The sequence below is a fragment of the Deinococcus multiflagellatus genome (genome assembly GCF_020166415.1).
In the GTDB taxonomy this organism is placed as follows: domain Bacteria; phylum Deinococcota; class Deinococci; order Deinococcales; family Deinococcaceae; genus Deinococcus; species Deinococcus multiflagellatus.
The window spans coordinates 401,521-418,524 of record NZ_JAIQXV010000003.1 but is presented as its reverse complement, the minus strand read 5'-3'; the positions used below and the strand labels follow the sequence as shown (position 1 = coordinate 418,524).

Here is a 17,004-nt window from a genome sequence, read left to right as displayed (position 1 = left end):
AGCCGCACACCCTGGCTGGTCGGGGCCGTCTCCGGGTGGTCCCGGTCTCCCGGGAGCCACCGCCTGCCGCCCGCTTCAGGCGCTACAGTGCAGCTCTGTGAAGCGCACTGCTGTCCTGCTGCCTGTGATCCTGGCCGGCCTGCTGCTGGGCGCCCTGGGGCCGGCCCGCGCCGCCAGCCTGCCGCATGGTGCGGGCATGCCCACGGCGCCTGCAGCGTCCGCCTGGATCACCCTGGGCCGCGCCGACGCGCCGTCACTGCTGCAGACCCCGCCCAGTTGCTCGCTGCGGCCCTGCGCGCTGGTGGTGGTGTCGCACCCGCGCGGGCAAACCGCCGAGCGCCTGCGCGACAGCCCGCAGATGACGGTGCTGACGGGCGCCCTGCTGCGCGCGGGCTTTGCTGTGCTGCTCAGCAGTGACGGCGGGCCCACCACCTGGGGCAGCCCGGCGGCGCTGGCCGAACTGGGCGCGGTGCACCACGCGGCCACACGCCTGTTCCCCTGGAACGGCCAGACCTTCGCCCTGGGCCTGAGCATGGGCGGCCTGATGGCCCTGCGCACGGCCCTGCCCGGTTCGCCGTACCCGGTGCGCGCCGTGGCCCTCATAGACGCCTGGGTGGACCTGGAGCAGGCCTACGGCACGGCCCTGAGCCGCCGCCAGGAGATTCAGGCGGCCTACGCCCTGGGCGGCCCACCCGGGCCGCGCCTGAATCCGCTGGCCGCCGCCGCTGTGGCCCCGCGTCAGGCGCTGTTTGCGGTGGCCAGCCCGGACGATCAGACGGTGCCGCAGGCCACCAATGCGGCCCGGCTGCTGGCGGTGTTTGGCCGCCCCGACAGCGTGCTGGTGCAGCTGGGCGGCGCGCATCTGGGCGCCAACCGCTTTACCCCGGAACTGGGCGCGCGCCTCGCCGCCTTTTTCGAGGCCCAGGGCCGCACCCCACTGCCGCCCACCGACCTGGGCCGCCGCTGAGGGCCGGTGGAGCATGAAGCGGAGAGGATGGCCTGGAACGTCATTGCCCCTGGGCTGGGCGAGCCGGCCCAGGACCAGCCAGACCAGGCCACAAGCCGCCCAAGCTGCTGTCTCTCCCGCCGCGCCTCACGCCTTCCCGCTGGGCCAACCAGCGCCGCTGTCGCCTTCCTCTCCCCTGCCGCCGCATGAGCCGCTGATGGCCTCCAGCACGGGTGCGCCCCGGGCGCGAGTGTGAAAGACTGGGCACCAGTGAACGTGTTCCGCTTTTCATCTGCGCCCCCAACCCGCTGGCAAGGCGCCGGTCTGCCAAGTTCTGCTCTTCCGCCTCTGCCGGCGGCTGCAGCGGCCGGGCCTGGGCCGCGCGCATGAGCGCCGACCTCTCGGCCGAATTGCAGGCCCGCGAAGCGCTGACCGAGCATGGCGGCGTGCGCGGCGAGCGGGCCCTGTGGCGCGGACAGACCGTGTTCGTCAAGACCCTGCTGAGTGACAGCCCCGACCTGCAGGCGCGCTTTTTGCATGAAGGGCAGGTGGCGAGCCGGGTGGCCTGCCCGCTGATCGTCTCGCCTCTACTGTGCACGGCCCGGCATCTGCTGTTTCCCTTCGTACCGGGCGGCACCCTGCGCGAGCGCCTGGACCTGGGCGGGCCGCTGGGCGCAGACGAGGCCACCCAGGTCACGGCCGGGGTGCTGATGGCCGCCGCGCACCTGCACGCGCGTGGGGTCACGCACCAGGACCTCAAGCCGGAAAACGTGCTGCTGGCGGGCGGCGAGCCCAGCGCCCAGAGCGTGCGCGTGATCGACTTCGGCATGAGCCACGCCCGGGACCTGCCGCTGGATATTCACAGCGGCACGCGCATGGGCACCCCGCACTTCATGGCCCCGGAACAGTTTCTGGGCCTGCGCGGCGAGCCCCGCAGCGACCTGTACTCGGCGGGCGTGCTGCTGTTCGACTGTCTGGCGGGCGCCCCCCCCTACGAGGACGCCCTGGGCTGGCTGGCCGGCATTCATGACCGCCGCGCGGCGCTGCCCGGCCCGGCGGCCTTGCATGGCCTGCTGCGCGCCGCCCTGGGCCGCGACCCGGACGACCGCCCAGCCAGCGCCCGGCAGATGCTGCGCGACCTGCAAGCGGCGCGCGCCGAACTGGGCCTGCCCCCCGTGCCGGAGGACCTGTGCCCCTGATCGTCTTTACCGGGCACCCCTTTCTGGCCGAGGAAACCCTGCAGGCCACCCTGCGCGCCCGGGGCCTGGATCCGCGCACCCTGCCCCGGCTGGGCGGCGACGACGTGACCCTGGACACGCTGGGGCCCCACCTGAGCCCCGGCCTCTTTGGCGACGGCGGCGTGATCGTGGACCTCAGCGGGGTCAAGCCGGACAAGGCGCTGCTCGAAGCCCTGGCCGGGGCGCCCGTCACGGTGGCGCTGCTGGACGAGGCCCCGCCCGCCACCCGCCAGAAGCTGTACAGCGCCCGGGGTGAGGTGGTGGCCTCGGCCGCGCCCACCAAGCCCGGCGACGTGACCGGGTGGGTGGTGGGCCGCGCCCGCGCCCAGAAACTGCCGCTGGACAAGGCCGCCAGCGCCTATCTGGCCGAGGTGTTTGGCCCGGACCTCGCCGGGATTGCGGGCGAGCTGAACAAGCTGGCCCTGCTGGACGGCCCCCTGACCCGCGAGGTCGTGGCGGGCGTGGTGGGCCGCGAGCCGCCCGGCGACAGCTTTGCCATGCTGGGGGCCGCCACCACCGGCCGCACCGGCGAGGCAGTCACGCAGCTGCGGCGCCTGCTGTCGGGCGGCGAGGACCCCTTCAAACTGCTGGGGGCGGTGGTGTGGCAATACAGCCTGGTGGCGCGCTGCGTGGCCCTGCAGCAGGAAGAGGGCCGGGTGACCGAACAGGCCGCCGCCCAGCGCCTGGGGGTCAAGCCCTACCCGGCCAAAAAGGCGCTGGAGGTGGCCCGCCGCCTGAACGAAGCGAAAATCCGCGTGCACCTGGAGCGCATTCTGGGCGCCGACCTCGCCATGAAGCGCGGCCAGGACCCCGCCACCGTGCTGGAACGTCTGATCGTGGGCCTAAGCCTGTAAGTCGGCAGCCAACCAGGGAAAGGTGCAGGGCGGCGCGGACAAAGACACGCGGCGGAATGCCCGGCATAGGGCTGGAGCAGTGCCAGAGGCAGGACCCCTCCCATTCTTGCCCAGCGGGTCCAGGGAAGGACGGCCAGTTGTCTGAAGAGGACGCAAGGGGCCAGCGCGCAGATCGCTGGCCCTTTCCTGCTGGTCTGTTCCTGCGGCGACGCCAGGAACACCCACAGCCTGTTCCTGGCTTGTTCCACCCCCCTGGCTAAGGTCGGTGCAGCTTCACCAGACCCCTGCGCCGGCCCACCTGCGCTCCAGAGCGGAGCAGCAGCGCGGCGCAGCCGGAGGATTCCCATGAAAAAAGTCGTTGTGCTCGCCGCTCTGCTGCTGTCCGGTTCCGCGTTCGCTTCCTACCAGTCCTGGGCGGGCGGCGCGCCCAAACGCACGGCGCTGCCCGTCACCGCCAGCGTGGTCGAGGCCGAACCCGAAGCGCCCGGTGTCATCACGCGCCCCGGGGGTCGCCACAGGGCCCCCAGCACCGAGGCCGGCGAGGGGGCGACCACTCAGGGCAACATCACCGCCATCTGAGCCGGGAATCGAGGGGGCGACGACCAGGAGAGTCGCCCCCTACCTCCTGCCCCCTTCCTTCTTCTCTTCAGGAGTGGTCCTTTGAACATGTGCCGTTTGTTGACTTTTGTGCTGCTGGGGGCGGGCGCCCTCGTGTCGTGCAGCCAGACCGCCCCGCTGCCGGCCATGCCGGAACTGGCGGCCAGCACCCGCCTTCAGGCCCAGGCCATCAGCAGCCGCGCCGAGATCGTGGAGCGCGCCAAGGCCTGGGTGGCCGCCCACGTGCCCTACAGCCAGACCTCGCTGTACCAGGGCTACCGCCAGGACTGCTCGGGCATGGTGAGCATGGCCTGGGGCCTGAGCACCGCCGGCACCTGGGGCGGGCCCAACACCGCCACGCTGCCGGCCTACGCCGACAAGATCGGCTATGACGACCTGCAGCCCGGCGACGCCGTGAACAACCCCCGCACGGGCAACGACGGCCATGTGGTGCTGTTCGTGGGCTGGCGCACCGCCGCCGACGCCACCAAGCCCAACGACCGCATGTTCGTGGCCTACGAGGAAAACGGTTCAGCAGGCAAGGCCATCCGCTCGGAGCGGACGCTGCGCAAGCTGGCAGGTGGCCGCTACACGATTGTGGAATACGGCGGCGAGTACGACCTGCTGCGCTCCAAAGCCGTGGCCGCGCCCCAGCCGCCGGCCCCGCTGCCCACCGTGACCCACAGCGGCAACGGCGACCTGACCGGCGGCGAGGGCCTGATGGCCACCAACGATTCGGTATATTCCCTGAACGGCCAGCACCGCCTGACCATGCAGGCCGACGGCAACCTCGTGGTGTACAGCCCCGGCGTGAGCCCGCGCGTGGTGCCCACCGGCACCTACGGCAAGCCGGTGCACCGACTGGTCATGCAGGGAGACGGCAATCTGGTAATTTACGGCACCGGGAACCAGGCCCTGTGGCACACCGGCACCCAGGGCCGCACGGGGGTGTGGCTGGCCATTGAGAACGACGGCAGCCTGCTGCTGCGCCAGGGGTCGCAGGTGCTGTGGAGTAACCGCCCGGCCGGGACACCGCCGCCCCCGCCTCCGCCACCCCCTGGCCGCCACGACGGCGACGACCTGCTGACGGGCGGCGAGGGCATGACCGCCACCGACGACTGCATCAGCTCGAGCGACGGCCGGTACCACCTGTGCTTTCAGGGGGACGGCAACCTCGTGCTGTACGGGCCGGCGGGCGCCCTGTGGACCACCAACACCGCCGGGCGCGGGCATCAGCTGCGGATGCAGAGCGACGGTAACGTGGTGATGGTCAACGCCAGCAACCAGAAGATCTGGGAAACGGGCACGGGCGGATACCCGGGCGCCGCCCTGGCCGTGCAGGTGGATGGCAATCTGGTCGTGTACCACAATGGCAACGTGATCTGGCAGCGGTAAGACAGCTGTGGGGCCGCTGCGGCTGATGCAGCGGCCCCCAGTCTCCTCTACTTCAGGCCAGAGAGCACGGTGTACAGGTTCGCCACCTGCTGCCCGGTGGCGACCAGCTGCGCCTCACCGTCCACCAGGGTGGCGCGGGCGGACAACAGGAAGGTGGTCAGCGCCGCCAAACCCTCGCGCCGGGCCGCTTCGCTCTCCGGGGCGTCCCAGGCACCCTCAGACAGGGTCTGGCGCAGGGTGGACAGCACCGATCCGGGCAGGCGGCTGAGCGTGCTGCGTGCGTTCATCGTGCCGCCATCGGGCACGATGATGACCCCGGAGTCGGGTTTGAAAGGCTGGGCGGAGTGCAGCTGGTCCAGGGCCGCGCGGTAGCTGAGCCCCTGACCGCACTGGGGTGGGCAGACGGTGATGGCACTGGCCTGCAGAGCCGGGGGCGCCGAGGCCTCAGGGCCCGGGGTCTGGGGGGCCTGATCGGCACAGGCAGAGAGGCTCAGGGCAAGGGCCAGCCACAGCGCGGGGTTCTTGATGGTCATGTTCACTCCTTTGGGGACTGCCGGGTTCGGCCGGGCTCGGGGTTACCTTGCCGCGCGGGCAGGGACAAGACAGGAACAAAGCCGCCCAGGCACACGGGCCTTCATACGGCTTCCGGATGATCCGTTCCAGCCCCTCCGCGTCGCTTCGGTGCTTCCACACCTCTCCGTCACCGTTTTTCCTCCTCTGCTGCGCAACTCTGCGAGTCCCTCTGGTCGGTTCATCAGTTCTTCCATAACTGATAAACCGGAATCCTTGTCACACCTGGGCCAGGGAAAATCCAGGCTCGTCACCCACCTCGTCGCGCAGGCGCTGGGCGTAGTGGGCGTAGGCTCGGGCGGCGGCCGCGTGTTCCCCCAGAGCCCGGTGCGCGCGCAGCAGACCGCGCTGGGCCCCCTCATGCAGCGGCTCCAGCGCGGCGGCGCGGCCGTAAGCCCACAGCGCCAGTTCCGGGTCGCTGGTCTGGGCCCACTCACCCAGCGCCAGGGCGGCGGCCAGGGTATCGCCGGCCACCTCGGCCCGCCGCGCCTGCACCCACTCGGCCTCCTGCTGGGGCAGGAAGGGCCCGCCGTAGGCCTCCAGGGCGCGGCGCAGATCGGCAGGGTCGCCGCTGCGCAGGGCCCAGCGCGCCAGCGTGCAGTCCAGCGCCACGGTCAAGCGCGCCGACAGCTGATACACCCCTTGTTCAAAGGGCAGGGGATTAAAGTCCACCGCCGGGTGGGCCGCCAGCGCGCAGCGCAGTTGCCGGGCCGCCACCCGGAAATGCTCGCCGTGGCGCCGCTCGGCCGAGCCGTCCCACAGGGCGTTCACCAGTTGCTCGCGGGTGCTGGGGCCATGCAGCGCCAGCCACACCAGAATCTCGCCGGAGCGCATGCGCGGCAGGCGCAACCGCTGGCCGCCCAGGCTGACCTGCAGGCGGCCCAGGGTCTGCACCTCCAGGGTCAGCGCGGGCTGTTCCGGGGGGCTGACCTGAGGCGCGGGGGCAGCCTCGCCCAACCAGCCGCGCGCCGCGCAGGCCTGCAGCAGGTGGGGAAGTTCGTCCACATCGGCGCGCAGCAGCCCCCCATGAGGTAACGCCTGGACGTGGCGGCGCAGCGGGGCCAATTGGGCGTCCGACAGGGTGCCAGCGCGCGCCGAGCGCTCCGCGAGGTAAGCCAGGGCCCGCTCCCGCACCCCCAGCGCCGCACGGGCCTGCGCCGCCGCCTCAAAGTGCGCCCCGGCGGCCTGGGTGTCCCCCTGCGCCCAGGCGAACAGGCCCTCGCACAGCGCCAGCTGCTGCGCCGATTCACTGGCCCCGTGTGCCGAGAGATGCCGCGCCCAGTCCAGGGCCTCCTCGGCGCGCGCGCGGTGACCGCTGCGCCGCGCCGCTTCGGCCAGCCCCGGCCACAGCAGGGGCGGCAGGGTGTCAAGTTTGAACGCGGCGCAGCCTTCCAGCGCCTCTTCGTACAGCGGCAGCGCCTCGGCAAAGCGGCCCAGGGCGCGGTAAAGGTCGGCCACCGTGCCCTGCAGCAGGGGCACGATCACGCCGCCGTCCTGCCGGGCCTGGGCCAGGGCCTCCAGCGCCAGTGCCAGTCCTTCTTCGGGTCGCCCCTGTGCCTGCAGCAGACAGGCCAGATCGTTCTGCAGGGGCAGGGCCCGGTGGGGCATTCCCAGGGCGGCGTACACTTCCAGGCCCCGGCGCAGGGTGCGTTCACTGTCCAGGGGCTGGCCCAGGGCCACGTAAGCAGTCTTCACCAAGGTCAGAGCCCCGCCCAGTTCCACGAGGTCATCCTCGGCTTCGGCCTGGGCCGCAGCCCCCTGGGCTTCGACCAACCCGGACTCAATCTGCCCGGTGCCCAGCAGCGCGCTGGCCCGCAGGCGGCGCAGGGACAGCGTGGACTCGCCGGGACCCGCCAGGGCCAGCCCTTCCTCGGCCAGGGCCAGCTGCTCGGCAAAGCGGCCCGCACGCCCCGCCAGCGTGGCCAGGGCAAACAGCAGCCGCCGGTCGCGGTGGCCTTCCGCCCGCAGGGCCCGCAGCAGGGCCTCGCCGCGTGCGGCCTCCCCTGTTTCCAGCAGGGCCTGCCCCCAGGCCCGCCGCAGCTGGGGCGACAGTCGCTCTTCGGGCAGCTGCTCGATCACCTGCCGCACCAGCCTGGCTTCCCAGCGCCGCTCGTAGCGCGCCACCAGCGCTTCGGCCAGGGCCAGCGCCCTGTCCAGGTCGTTGGCCTGCAGGTGGTGGCCTAGGGCGCGCAGAGGGTCCCCGTCGGCTTCGGCCTGCTGACCAGCGGCGCGGTGCAGCTGGGCGTGGCGTTCTGGGCGCTGGCGCAACTCCTGTTCCAACACCCGGCGCACCACCCCGTGAGGCCGCGCCGCCCCGCCCGGCAGCGGGGTCAGGGGCAGGCCCGCACGCCGGGCCTCGCGCAGCCAGCCCGGCGGCAGCGCGGCCCCCAGCTGCGCCAGCTGTTCCTCGCTCCAGACCTCGGCCACCGCGGCTTCGGGCAGGCGGGCGCGCAGCTCTGGCGGCAGGCGGCCGAGCACATCGCGCACCAGATCATCCGGGCTCAGCAGGGGCGCGGCGCCGCTGGCCACCAGCGCCAGCCCGGCGGGCCAGCCTTCCAGGGCGCGCGCCGCTTCCTCTGGGGCCTGCGCGGCCCGGCGACCGGCGAAATACTGCGCGGCTTCCTCGGGACTGAACGCCAGTTCTGCTGGCCCGATCACGCGCGCCGCGCCCGCTGCCAGCAGCCGGGGCAGGGCCACGGGCGGCGCCTCGCACCCACTCAGGAGCAGCCGGTGCCCCTCGCCCAGCGCCGCCACAAAGGCGTCCAGCCAGCGCCCGGCGTTGGCCTGCAGCACGTCTGTGCCGTCCAGAATCAGGTCGAGGTTGCCCTCGGCGCTGTCCAGGGCGCGGGCCAGCCCCTGCGCGCGGGCCGCGGCCGAGCGCTGGGACGGCCGGGCGGCGCGCCAGTGGGTCAGCGGCCCGCCCGGCAAAGCCTGTTCCAGGGCCCCGGCCACCGCCTCTTCCAGCGCGTCGGCCTCGGCTTCGTCGGCCTGCAGGGTCAGCCACGCTGCCGTGCGCGCGGTCTGCCGGGCATGCTGGGCCAGCAGGGTGGTTTTGCCGTACCCGCTGGGGGCCACCAGCGCCAGCAGTTGCACGTCCGGGTCCGCCAGTGCGCGCAGCAGGGCGGGGCGAGGCAACTCACCGCGCAGGGGGCGCGGCACAGCAGGATGGGCAGAAGCGTGCGGCATGGAGGCTTTCCCTGGTGAGGCGCACAGACACCGGCCACCGGGACCTCCAGTGTACTGTGCGGTCAGTCACAAAGTCGTACCGCGCCTGTCGCCGTGGGTGAGCCTGGTGCACAGGCAAGCCCTGGGCGAGCCCGCACAAGGTACAGCGGCGGCCAGGCTTGCCCAGGGGCCACGGCAGGGCACTGCCAATTGCTGGCGCTGGCCGGCCGCTCTCTTTCCCCACCACTTTTCGCTCATAGCGGTCCCCAGATGACCTGAAGGGCGAACCTTTCAAGTCATCTGGGGCGAGCGCAGCGAGTGACCGCCACAGACAGCGGTTGGCGTGGCGCTGAGGGGCGCTTTCCTTCCCTTGGCGGAACGGAGGACCGCTCTCAGGCGGGGGGGGCGGTCTCCTCCGTCTCCACGCGCGTTTCCACCACGATCTCGCTGTTCATGGAGGCGGCCACCGAGCAGTATTTCTCATGGCTGAGGTGCGCGGCGCGGTGCAGGGCCTCTTCTGTAATGCCGGGGCCGCTGGCGATGTGGCGCACGGTGATGTGCGTGTAGCGCTTCGGGGTGGTCTCGGCGCGCTCGCCTTCAACCTCAATGCGGTAGCGCGACAGCGGCGTGCGGCGCTTTTGCATGATCTCCACCACATCGTAGGCGGTGCAGGTGGCCAGGGCACCCAGCAGCGCCTCCATGGGCGAAACCCCCACCTTCACGGCGCTGTTGTCAATCAGGAGCTGGTGGCCGCTCTCGCTCACGCCCAGGTAGCGCTGCTCGCCCAGCCAGGTCACGTTCAGGGTCTTTTTCATGCCTTACGCTAGCGCGCTGCCGGGCCCCGCGTCCGCCAGGGTGTCCAGTTCGGGGTCCTGCAGCGCCGCGTCCTCCAGGCCGGTTTCCTCGTCCTCTTCGGGCAGGGGCAGGCGCACGCGGAAGGTGGCGCCGCCGCCCGGGGTGTCCACCACGTCAATGGTGCCGCCGTGCGCCGTGACCACCTGCTGCGCGATGGTCAGGCCCAGGCCGGCCGAGCCCGCCTCCTTGCCCCGGTAGAACTTGTCGAAGATCTTGGGCTTCACATGGTCCGGGACGCCGGGGCCCTGGTCCACCACCCGCACCTCGACTTCACCGGGGCGCGGCTCGATTTCCAGCCGCACCAGATCGGCGTTGCCCGTCACGCGGATGGCGTTGGTGACCAGATTGACGAACACCTGGGTCAGGCGCCCCGGATCGCCCACGATCTCAAAGGTGCTTTCGGGGGCGGCCACCCCGTAGTCGCGGCCCACCTGCCGCAGCAGCTGGCCCAGGTTCATGAAGTGCATCTCGATGCTCTGCACCAGTTCACCGCGCGACAGCTGCAGCAGGTCGTTGACCAGCCGGGTCATGTTTTCCGCGACACGCTGGGCGTCTTGCAGCACCTGCGAGCCGCCGGCCTCGCGCTCGGCGCGGCGCAGGTAGCCGTGCAGGGCGGTCAGGGGCGTGCGCAGTTCGTGGCTGGTTTCGGCCAGAAAGGTCTTTTGCAGGTTCAGCGCCTCTTCCAGCTGCCGGGCCTGAATTTCCAGGCGCTGGCTCTGGCGCTCGGCGGTGTTGCGCAGCCGCTCCACCTCGTCCAGGCGCGCCCTGAGGTTCTCGTTCAGCGCGCGGATCTCGCGCTCGGCGCGCTCGCGCTGCAACCGGGACTCCACCTCGGCCATAGCGCGGCGGATGCTGCTGGGCAGGCGCTCCAGGCGCTGCTTGAGGATGTAGTCGGTGACCCCCTCACGCAGCGTGTCCACAGCGGTTTCCTCGCCCATGGCGCCGGTCACGATGATAAAGGGCACGTTGGGCCAGCGGGCGTGCGCGGCGCGGTAGGCGCTCAGGCCGTCGTAGCTGGGCAGGGCAAAGTCACTGAGAATCAGGTGGGGAGGCTGGGCCTCCAGCGCGCCCAGAAAGCCGGCCTCGTCCTCCACGCGGGTGATCTGCACCGGCCAGGGCAATTCGCCCTCCACGTGCATGGTGACCAGTTCATGGTCAAGCTCGTTGTCTTCCAGATGCAAGATACACAGGACCCCGCTGGCGCCGGGCAGTTCGGTGCCGGGCAACCCGGGGCTGGGGGCGGCGTCCGTCATGCGCCCGCCCCCAGGGGCAGGGTGACGGTGAAGGTGGCCCCCTCGCCGGGCTGGGCGTCGGCGCTCACGGTGCCGCCGTGGCGCGTGACGATGCGGCGCACATTGGCCAGGCCAATGCCAATGCCCTCAAATTCTTCGGCGCGGTGCAGACGTTGGAACACGCCAAACAGTTTATCCACGTAGCGGGGATCGAAGCCCACGCCGTTGTCACGGACCGCAATGGTCACCTGGTCGCCCTGCGTCTGGGCCGAGACCCAGATGCGCGCCACGTCGCGGCCCCGGGTGTATTTCAGGGCGTTGGACAGCAGGTTGGTAAAGACCAGCTCCAGCAGCGCCTCGTCGCCGTGCACCACGGGCATCACGCCGGGCACGTCCAGGACCACCTCGCGGCCCTGGCGGTCAGGCTCCAGGGCCTTCCAGCTGCCCAGCACGAGGTCGCGCAGGTTCACCGGCACGCGGCGCAACTCCTGACGGCCCATGCGGGAGAAACTCAGCAGGTCGTCAATCAGCTGGCTCATGCGCCCGGCCGACTCGCGGATCACGCCCAGGTAGCGCCCGCCCTTGGGGCTCAGGCCCTCACCCACCTCCTTGGTGAGCAGGTCGGCAAAGCCCACGATGTGCCGCAGCGGCGTGCGCAGGTCGTGGCTGACCGAGTAACTGAAGGCTTCAAGTTCGCGGTTGGCCGCCTCCAGTTCCAGGGTGCGCTGGGCCACGCGCTCTTCAAGGGACTGGTTGAGCTGCTGCAGGTCCGCCTGCGCCGCAAGCACCCGTTCCTGCAGGCGGTCATTGCTGAGGGCCGAGCCAAAGCGCTGCGCGAGTTCCTGGGCCAGATCCGAGTCGCGGTTCGTGATGGGCTGGCGGTACAGCAGCCCCAGCACGCCTTCAAGCTGCCCGCCGCGCCCCATGAGGGGATAGAACAGCGCGCCCGTGGCGCCGGCCCGCAGCAGCGCCGGGTCGCGGTCGGTAAACAGCGGGTCTTCGGTGGCCAGCACCTGCTCGGTGGCCTGGGCCGCAAACGCCTCAAAGGCGGGCGACAGCCACATCGCCCCCGACGAGGACGCCGCCAGCAACCGGGTGGGGCGCACGGTCCACAGGGCGCCGCTGTCCACAAAGCGGCCCAGGCGCGTGAGGGCCGCGCGGTAGCGGTCGGTGGGCAGCTGCGCGCCTTCCTCGCTGCGGGCGGTGAGCTGCTCGGTCACGTCGGCCAGCAGCCGCGCGGCGTTCTCGGCATACACCGAGTCGTCCACATCGGTGCTGGTACCCACCCACTCGATCACGCGGCCCTCGGCGCCCCGCACCGGCAGGCCGCGCGTGACAAAGGTGCGGTAGGTGCCGCCCTCGCCGCGCAGGCGGTGTTCAGCTTCAAACGGCCGCGCGGCGCGCAGCGCGGTGGCCCAGCGCCGGGCGTAGTCCTCGCGGTCATCAGGGTGCAGCAACTGCACAAAGCCGGCGTCGGCCTGCGCCTCGCCCACGTAGGCGTTCCACTGGCGGTTGAAGTACAGCGCCTGCCCGGAAGGGTCGGCCAGCCACACGATCTGCGGCATGCCCTCAATCACGCCCCGGTAACGCTCCTCGTTGCGCTGCGCGAGGCGCTCGGCCTGCAGGCGGTCGTGGATGTCGGTGGCGGTGGTCACCCAGCCGGTCACCCGCCCGCCGTCATCCGAAATGGGCGCCACCTTCAGCACAAACCAGCGCTCACCGCCCGGCAGGCGCAGCCGGGCCTCGGTTTGCGCGCCCTGTTCGCTGGCCACCGCCCCGCGCCACATCTCGGTGTAGGGGGCGCGGTCCTCGGGGTGCAGGTGCTCGCCCAGGTCGCCCGCCCCCAGGGCACTGAGGTGCTGCTGGTTGACAAAACTCACCTCGCCGCTGGGTTCACTCACGCGCACGATATGCGGAATGGCGTTGAGCACGCTGCGCGAGCGCCGCTCCTCGGCCTGCAGGGCGCGCTCGGCCGCCACGCGGTCTGTCACGTCGCGGATCACTTCCAGCAGGCCCAGGCGCTCGCCGCCGGGGTCACGCACCTCAGAGCGCTGGGTTTCGCCGTAAAACTGCGTGCCGTCCCCCCGCACGTAGGGGGTGGTCAGCGCCTGAAAGGTGGCGCGGCTGTCCAGGCGCCGGTCGGCATGCAGCGCCGAGAGCCGCTGGCCCGCCAAGGTGTCGGCCGACACGCCGAACTGGGCACTGAGGGCCGGGTTCACCATGCGGATGCGGCCCTCGGTGTCGGTAAAGGCCGCCGCGTCCTGCATGGCATGAAAGATGGCCTCGAACTCGGCGCGGGCCTGCTCCTGGCGGACGCGGGCCTGGGCCAGCGAGACATTCAGGCCCTCGGCGCGGGCGCGGGCGTCCACCTGCGCCTTGACCAGCAGAAAGGAACACCCGGCAATGAGAAACCCCGTCAGCGCCACCAGGGCCGGAATAAAAGCCGCCAGATCGCGCCCGAACCCCGGCCCAGCCCCAAAGCGCATTTCCCAGTTCTGGCCCACCAGCGCCTGCGTGTTCCGGGCGCGGAAGCTCTGGCCGCGCAGGTCCGGGGGCGCGGCGCTCAGCGGCTGTCCGGCGAGGCGCACGTCCACCAGCAGGCGCCCGCCCTGCAGTGGGGTGAGGTCCTGCAAGAAGCGGTCTGCGCGCACCGCCACGTACAAAAACCCCTGCAAGTCGGCGCGCCGCTCGGGGTCGCGCCACACCGGCAGCATGATCAGAAAGCCGCGCAGCCGCCGGCCCTGCTCGTCGCGCTGCACGAGTTGCGCCACGGCCGTGGCCTGGGCGCGGCCCTGGGCCCGCGCGCCGTCAAAGCCCGCGCGGCGCACCGGCTCGCTGTACATGTCGTAGCCCAGCGCCGCGAGGTTCTGGGCATTCGACGGCCCGATCAGCGCAATCACCGCCCGGTTGGCCTGCGCCGTCTGGGCGGGGCGCACCCGGGCGTCGGGCGCCCCGGCCGCCTGCAACTGCGCCTGCAGCGCGCCGGTGGCCCCCACCGGCACCCACGCCGCGTAGCCCACCGCCTGCACCCCGGGGTAGCGCCCCGGCAGGTCCACACCCTGCACGTAGCGGGCGAACACCGCTTCGCTGACCGGCCGCCCACGGGCCTGCCAGTCGGCGCGGGTGGCTTCGAGCAGCCGCTCATAGACCAGCACGCGGTCACGCAGGGCCTGGGTGTAGACATCCGTTTCGCGCTCAAAGCGGCTGCGCTGCTGCTCGCGGGTAAACACCCACGTCACCAGCGCCATCACCATGGTCAGGATCAACACCAGCGCCATGACCATCACTGGGGCCGAGGCGCGGCGCAGGGCGTTCATGCCGGCACTCCGTCCGCGCCCAGGGCCTCCACAAAGACCGACACGGGCACCTCGGCCCCCGTCCACTGCGCAAAAGCCAGCCGCGCCTGGTGGGCCAGCATGCCCAGGCCGTTTTCGGCTTTCAGGCCCAGGGCGCGGGCGTCGCGCATCAGGCGGGTATCGCGGGGCTTGTACACCATGTCGTACACCAGGGCGTGAGCGGGCAGCCGGGCCAGAAAGGCGGCGTCCAGCGGCGTCTGGTCCGGGGCGTCCAGGCCCGCGCTGCTGGCGTTGATCACCAGCGAGATCTCGGCCCAGGGCACGTCGGCGGCGGGGGCGGCGGCCACCGGGCGGTCAGGCGCCGGAAAGCTCTGGGCCAGCGCCTGGGCCCGCGCCGGGGTGCGGTTCACCACCCAGACCTTCTGTTCGCCCAGCACCAGGGCCGCATACACCGCTGCCCGCGCCGCGCCGCCCGCCCCCAGCACCACTGCCTGCGCGCCCGGTGTCCAGTCAAAGCCCGCGTCGTCCAGTGCGGCCAGCAGCCCTGGGGCGTCGGTGTTGTCGCCGTGCAGGCGCCCGTCGCGGTGCACCACCGTGTTCACCGCGCCAATGGCCCGCGCCGCCGCGCTCAGGTCGTCCAGCAGGGGCAGCGCCGCTTCCTTGTGCGGCAGGCTGAGGTTGGCCCCCAGCACGCCCGGGGCCCGCAGCGAGGCCAAGGCCGCGCCCAACTCGGCCGCCGGGACCCGCCGGGCCTCGTAGGTGCCGCCCAGCCCCGCCGCGTGGAAGGCAGCGGCGTGCATCCGGGGCGAGAGCGAATGGGCGGCGGGGTCAGCAAACAGGTAGGCGTGCAAAGGGGCGGCGGCGTCCGGCACGTTCACGCGCCCAGTCTACTCACCTGGGGCCGGCAGCGGCCCTTTGCCCTCTGCGCCAAGCGGCGCAGAGGAATACTTCATCTGGCGCATTTGGCGGCCAATTGTGCACCCGCACACGTCAGCCCCCCGGGGGCTTTCTCAGAATGAGAGCCGACCCTTGATGCCCCACGCCCCTCTTCCCTTCCCCACGAGCACGGCGGGGAAGGGCTGTGCTTTGGCACGACTGGAGATCATTTGACGCAGCAGCCCCAAGGCGGCGCCACCGCCACCATTACCCTGGAAAGCCCCCGCGAGGCCTACGCGCTGCTGGGCCCCAACGACGCCAACCTGCGCCGCATGCGCGAACTCACCAAGGCCAAACTGGTGGCGCGCGGCGAAACCGTGACCATTACGGGCGACGACGCCGATGTGCAGCAGGGCGAACGCCTTGTGCGCGACGCGCTGGACGTGGTGCGCTCGGGGGGCGAATTGACCCCCGACAGCCTGCTGCGCGCCGCCCGCCTAAGTGGCGAGGGCCGCAGCCTCGCCCAGGAAACCCAGGTCAGCGGCCTGAGCCTGCCGCGCGGCCTGAAGCCCAAAACACCCGGGCAGAAGCTGTACCTGGAAAGCATTGACAAGAGCGACATCACCTTCGGGGTGGGCCCGGCCGGGACCGGCAAGACCTACATGGCGGTGGCCATGGCGGTGCAGGCCCTGAAGGCCAAGAAGGTCAAGCGCATTATCCTCACGCGCCCGGCGGTGGAGGCCGGCGAGAAACTGGGCTTCTTGCCCGGCGACCTGCAGGCCAAGATTGACCCCTACCTGCGCCCGCTGTACGACGCCCTGCAGGACATGCTGGACCAGGAAAAGTTCGAGTCCTACCTGACGAGCGGGGTCATTGAGATTGCGCCGCTGGCCTTTATGCGTGGCCGGGCGCAGCCGCTGACCAGCCAGGTGCTCACGCCTTTGGGCTGGCGCGAGATGGGCAGTCTGGAAGTGGGCGACCATGTCATCGGCTCAGACGGGCGCCCCACGCGCGTGGTGGGCATCTATCCCCAGGGCGACAAGGACGTGTACCGCGTGACCTTCAGCGATGGGGTCAGCGTGGAGTGCTGCGAGGAACACCTGTGGACGGTCCACACGCCCTCGGACAAGCGGCGGGGCCGCCCCGGGCGCGTGCTGGAAACGCGCGAGATGATGGGCAACCTGAAGACGGCCCACCAGCACCGCTACGAAATTCCCCTGCTGAGCGGCCCGGCCTCGTTCCCCGAACAGCCCGTGCCGCTGGAGCCTTACGCCCTGGGCCTGCTGCTGGGGGACGGCTGCACGACCTGCGCCACCACACCCGGTTTTTCCAGCGCCGACCCCGAACTGGTGCAGGCCCTGGAAGTGGCCCTGAACGACCAGGCCCCCGAACCCGTGCTGGCCCTGGCGCACAAAGACCGCTACGACTACACCGTGCGGCATACGGCCGGCGGGCGCGGTGGGCAGCGCATCGCCAACCCCGTGACCACCGCCCTGCGCACCCTGGGGCTGGACGGCAAGACCTCGGCGCAGAAATTCGTGCCCGCCGTGTACAAGCACAATGCGCCGGCCATCCGCCTGGCGGTGCTGCAGGGCCTGCTGGACACGGATGGCGGCCCGGTGACGCAGGCGGGCCGCTCCTGCCGGGTGCAGTACACCACCACCTCGGCCCAGCTGGCCGACGACGTGACCGAACTGGTGCAGTCGCTGGGTGGCGTGGTCCACCGCCGGGTGCGGGCCGCCGAAGGCCGCACCCCGGGGCTGGCGGATGGGCGCCCTGTGGCCTACCGCCACGATGCCCATGTGCTGGACATCCGCCTGCCCGCCGGCGTGGCCCCCTTCCGCCTGAAGCGCAAGGCCGACCGCTACGCCGAACACGGCGGTGGCCGCCCGATGCGCTTTATCACAGCCATAGAGAAGGTGGGGCGCGCGCCCATGCAGTGCATCCGGGTGGCCGCCGAGGACGCGCTGTACGTCACCG

At 71.6% G+C, this 17,004-nt stretch carries 11 protein-coding genes and 2 pseudogenes; 7 read left to right on the top strand and 6 right to left on the bottom strand.

Features of this window, described 5'->3' with window-relative positions; translation table 11 throughout:
* Nucleotides 1-97: 97 nt before the first annotated feature.
* The 5 genes from K7W41_RS07055 (at nucleotide 98) to K7W41_RS07035 (ending at nucleotide 5,030) form a co-directional block, all read left to right on the top strand.
* Nucleotides 98-967 carry an alpha/beta hydrolase family protein gene (locus tag K7W41_RS07055; protein ID WP_224606166.1) on the top strand — a complete coding sequence of 290 codons (870 nt, stop codon included), beginning with the start codon at nucleotides 98-100 and terminating at the stop codon, nucleotides 965-967.
* Between the two features lie 365 nt (nucleotides 968-1,332).
* A complete protein-coding gene (locus tag K7W41_RS07050) occupies nucleotides 1,333-2,145 on the top strand; it encodes a serine/threonine-protein kinase (protein ID WP_224606163.1) in 813 nt (270 codons plus the stop codon).
* Nucleotides 2,136-3,038 carry a DNA polymerase III subunit delta gene (holA, locus tag K7W41_RS07045; protein WP_224606159.1) on the top strand — a complete coding sequence of 301 codons (903 nt, stop codon included), beginning with the start codon at nucleotides 2,136-2,138 and terminating at the stop codon, nucleotides 3,036-3,038. The genes K7W41_RS07050 and holA overlap by 10 nt, the downstream gene beginning before the upstream one ends.
* A gap of 345 nt (nucleotides 3,039-3,383) precedes the next feature.
* Nucleotides 3,384-3,617, top strand: coding sequence for a hypothetical protein (locus K7W41_RS07040; protein WP_224606157.1), 234 nt, complete (start codon nucleotides 3,384-3,386; stop codon nucleotides 3,615-3,617).
* 87 nt (nucleotides 3,618-3,704) lie between these two features.
* Nucleotides 3,705-5,030: a hypothetical protein gene (locus K7W41_RS07035; RefSeq protein WP_224606154.1), complete on the top strand. Its 1,326-nt coding sequence runs from the start codon at nucleotides 3,705-3,707 to the stop codon at nucleotides 5,028-5,030.
* Nucleotides 5,031-5,077: 47 nt separating this feature from the next.
* Here the strand turns inward: K7W41_RS07035 and K7W41_RS07030 are convergent, their stop codons facing one another.
* From K7W41_RS07030 to aroE, 6 genes are all read right to left on the bottom strand, one after another.
* Entirely contained in the window at nucleotides 5,078-5,563 is a 486-nt protein-coding gene (locus tag K7W41_RS07030) for a hypothetical protein (protein WP_224606151.1), read from the bottom strand.
* A gap of 256 nt (nucleotides 5,564-5,819) precedes the next feature.
* On the bottom strand, nucleotides 5,820-8,786 hold the full coding sequence (locus tag K7W41_RS07025) for a tetratricopeptide repeat protein (RefSeq protein ID WP_224606149.1): 2,967 nt from the start codon (nucleotides 8,784-8,786) through the stop codon (nucleotides 5,820-5,822).
* 371 nt (nucleotides 8,787-9,157) lie between these two features.
* Nucleotides 9,158-9,580 (bottom strand): OsmC family protein, encoded by a 423-nt coding sequence (locus K7W41_RS07020; RefSeq protein WP_224606147.1) that lies wholly within the window; start codon nucleotides 9,578-9,580, stop codon nucleotides 9,158-9,160.
* Nucleotides 9,581-9,583: 3 nt separating this feature from the next.
* Entirely contained in the window at nucleotides 9,584-10,873 is a 1,290-nt protein-coding gene (locus tag K7W41_RS07015; protein WP_224606145.1) for a hybrid sensor histidine kinase/response regulator, read from the bottom strand.
* Nucleotides 10,870-14,169 (bottom strand): CHASE domain-containing protein, encoded by a 3,300-nt coding sequence (locus tag K7W41_RS07010; RefSeq protein ID WP_224606143.1) that lies wholly within the window; start codon nucleotides 14,167-14,169, stop codon nucleotides 10,870-10,872. The genes K7W41_RS07015 and K7W41_RS07010 overlap by 4 nt, the downstream gene beginning before the upstream one ends.
* A complete protein-coding gene (aroE, locus tag K7W41_RS07005) occupies nucleotides 14,166-15,026 on the bottom strand; it encodes a shikimate dehydrogenase (protein WP_224606142.1) in 861 nt (286 codons plus the stop codon). The genes K7W41_RS07010 and aroE overlap by 4 nt, the downstream gene beginning before the upstream one ends.
* A gap of 228 nt (nucleotides 15,027-15,254) precedes the next feature.
* On the opposite strand from aroE, the pseudogene K7W41_RS07000 reads away from it, so the two are divergent.
* Nucleotides 15,255-15,932 (top strand): annotated as a pseudogene (locus tag K7W41_RS07000) (PhoH family protein); the annotation flags it as partial.
* Nucleotides 15,921-16,748, top strand: a pseudogene (locus K7W41_RS06995) (LAGLIDADG family homing endonuclease); the annotation flags it as partial. The pseudogenes K7W41_RS07000 and K7W41_RS06995, both read left to right, overlap by 12 nt.
* Nucleotides 16,749-17,004 lie beyond the last annotated feature (256 nt).

What these genes read in the sequence shown, in the direction of transcription:
- K7W41_RS07040 (WP_224606157.1), top strand. Translation starts at nt 3,384, where the DNA reads ATGAAAAAAGTCGTTGTGCTCGCCGCTCTGCTGCTGTCCGGTTCCGCG.
- K7W41_RS07030 (WP_224606151.1), bottom strand. Translation starts at nt 5,563, where the DNA reads ATGACCATCAAGAACCCCGCGCTGTGGCTGGCCCTTGCCCTGAGCCTC.
- K7W41_RS07020 (WP_224606147.1), bottom strand. Translation starts at nt 9,580, where the DNA reads ATGAAAAAGACCCTGAACGTGACCTGGCTGGGCGAGCAGCGCTACCTG.
- K7W41_RS07015 (WP_224606145.1), bottom strand. Translation starts at nt 10,873, where the DNA reads ATGACGGACGCCGCCCCCAGCCCCGGGTTGCCCGGCACCGAACTGCCC.
- K7W41_RS07025 (WP_224606149.1), bottom strand. Translation starts at nt 8,786, where the DNA reads ATGCCGCACGCTTCTGCCCATCCTGCTGTGCCGCGCCCCCTGCGCGGT.
- K7W41_RS07035 (WP_224606154.1), top strand. Translation starts at nt 3,705, where the DNA reads ATGTGCCGTTTGTTGACTTTTGTGCTGCTGGGGGCGGGCGCCCTCGTG.
- K7W41_RS07050 (WP_224606163.1), top strand. Translation starts at nt 1,333, where the DNA reads ATGAGCGCCGACCTCTCGGCCGAATTGCAGGCCCGCGAAGCGCTGACC.
- K7W41_RS07010 (WP_224606143.1), bottom strand. Translation starts at nt 14,169, where the DNA reads ATGAACGCCCTGCGCCGCGCCTCGGCCCCAGTGATGGTCATGGCGCTG.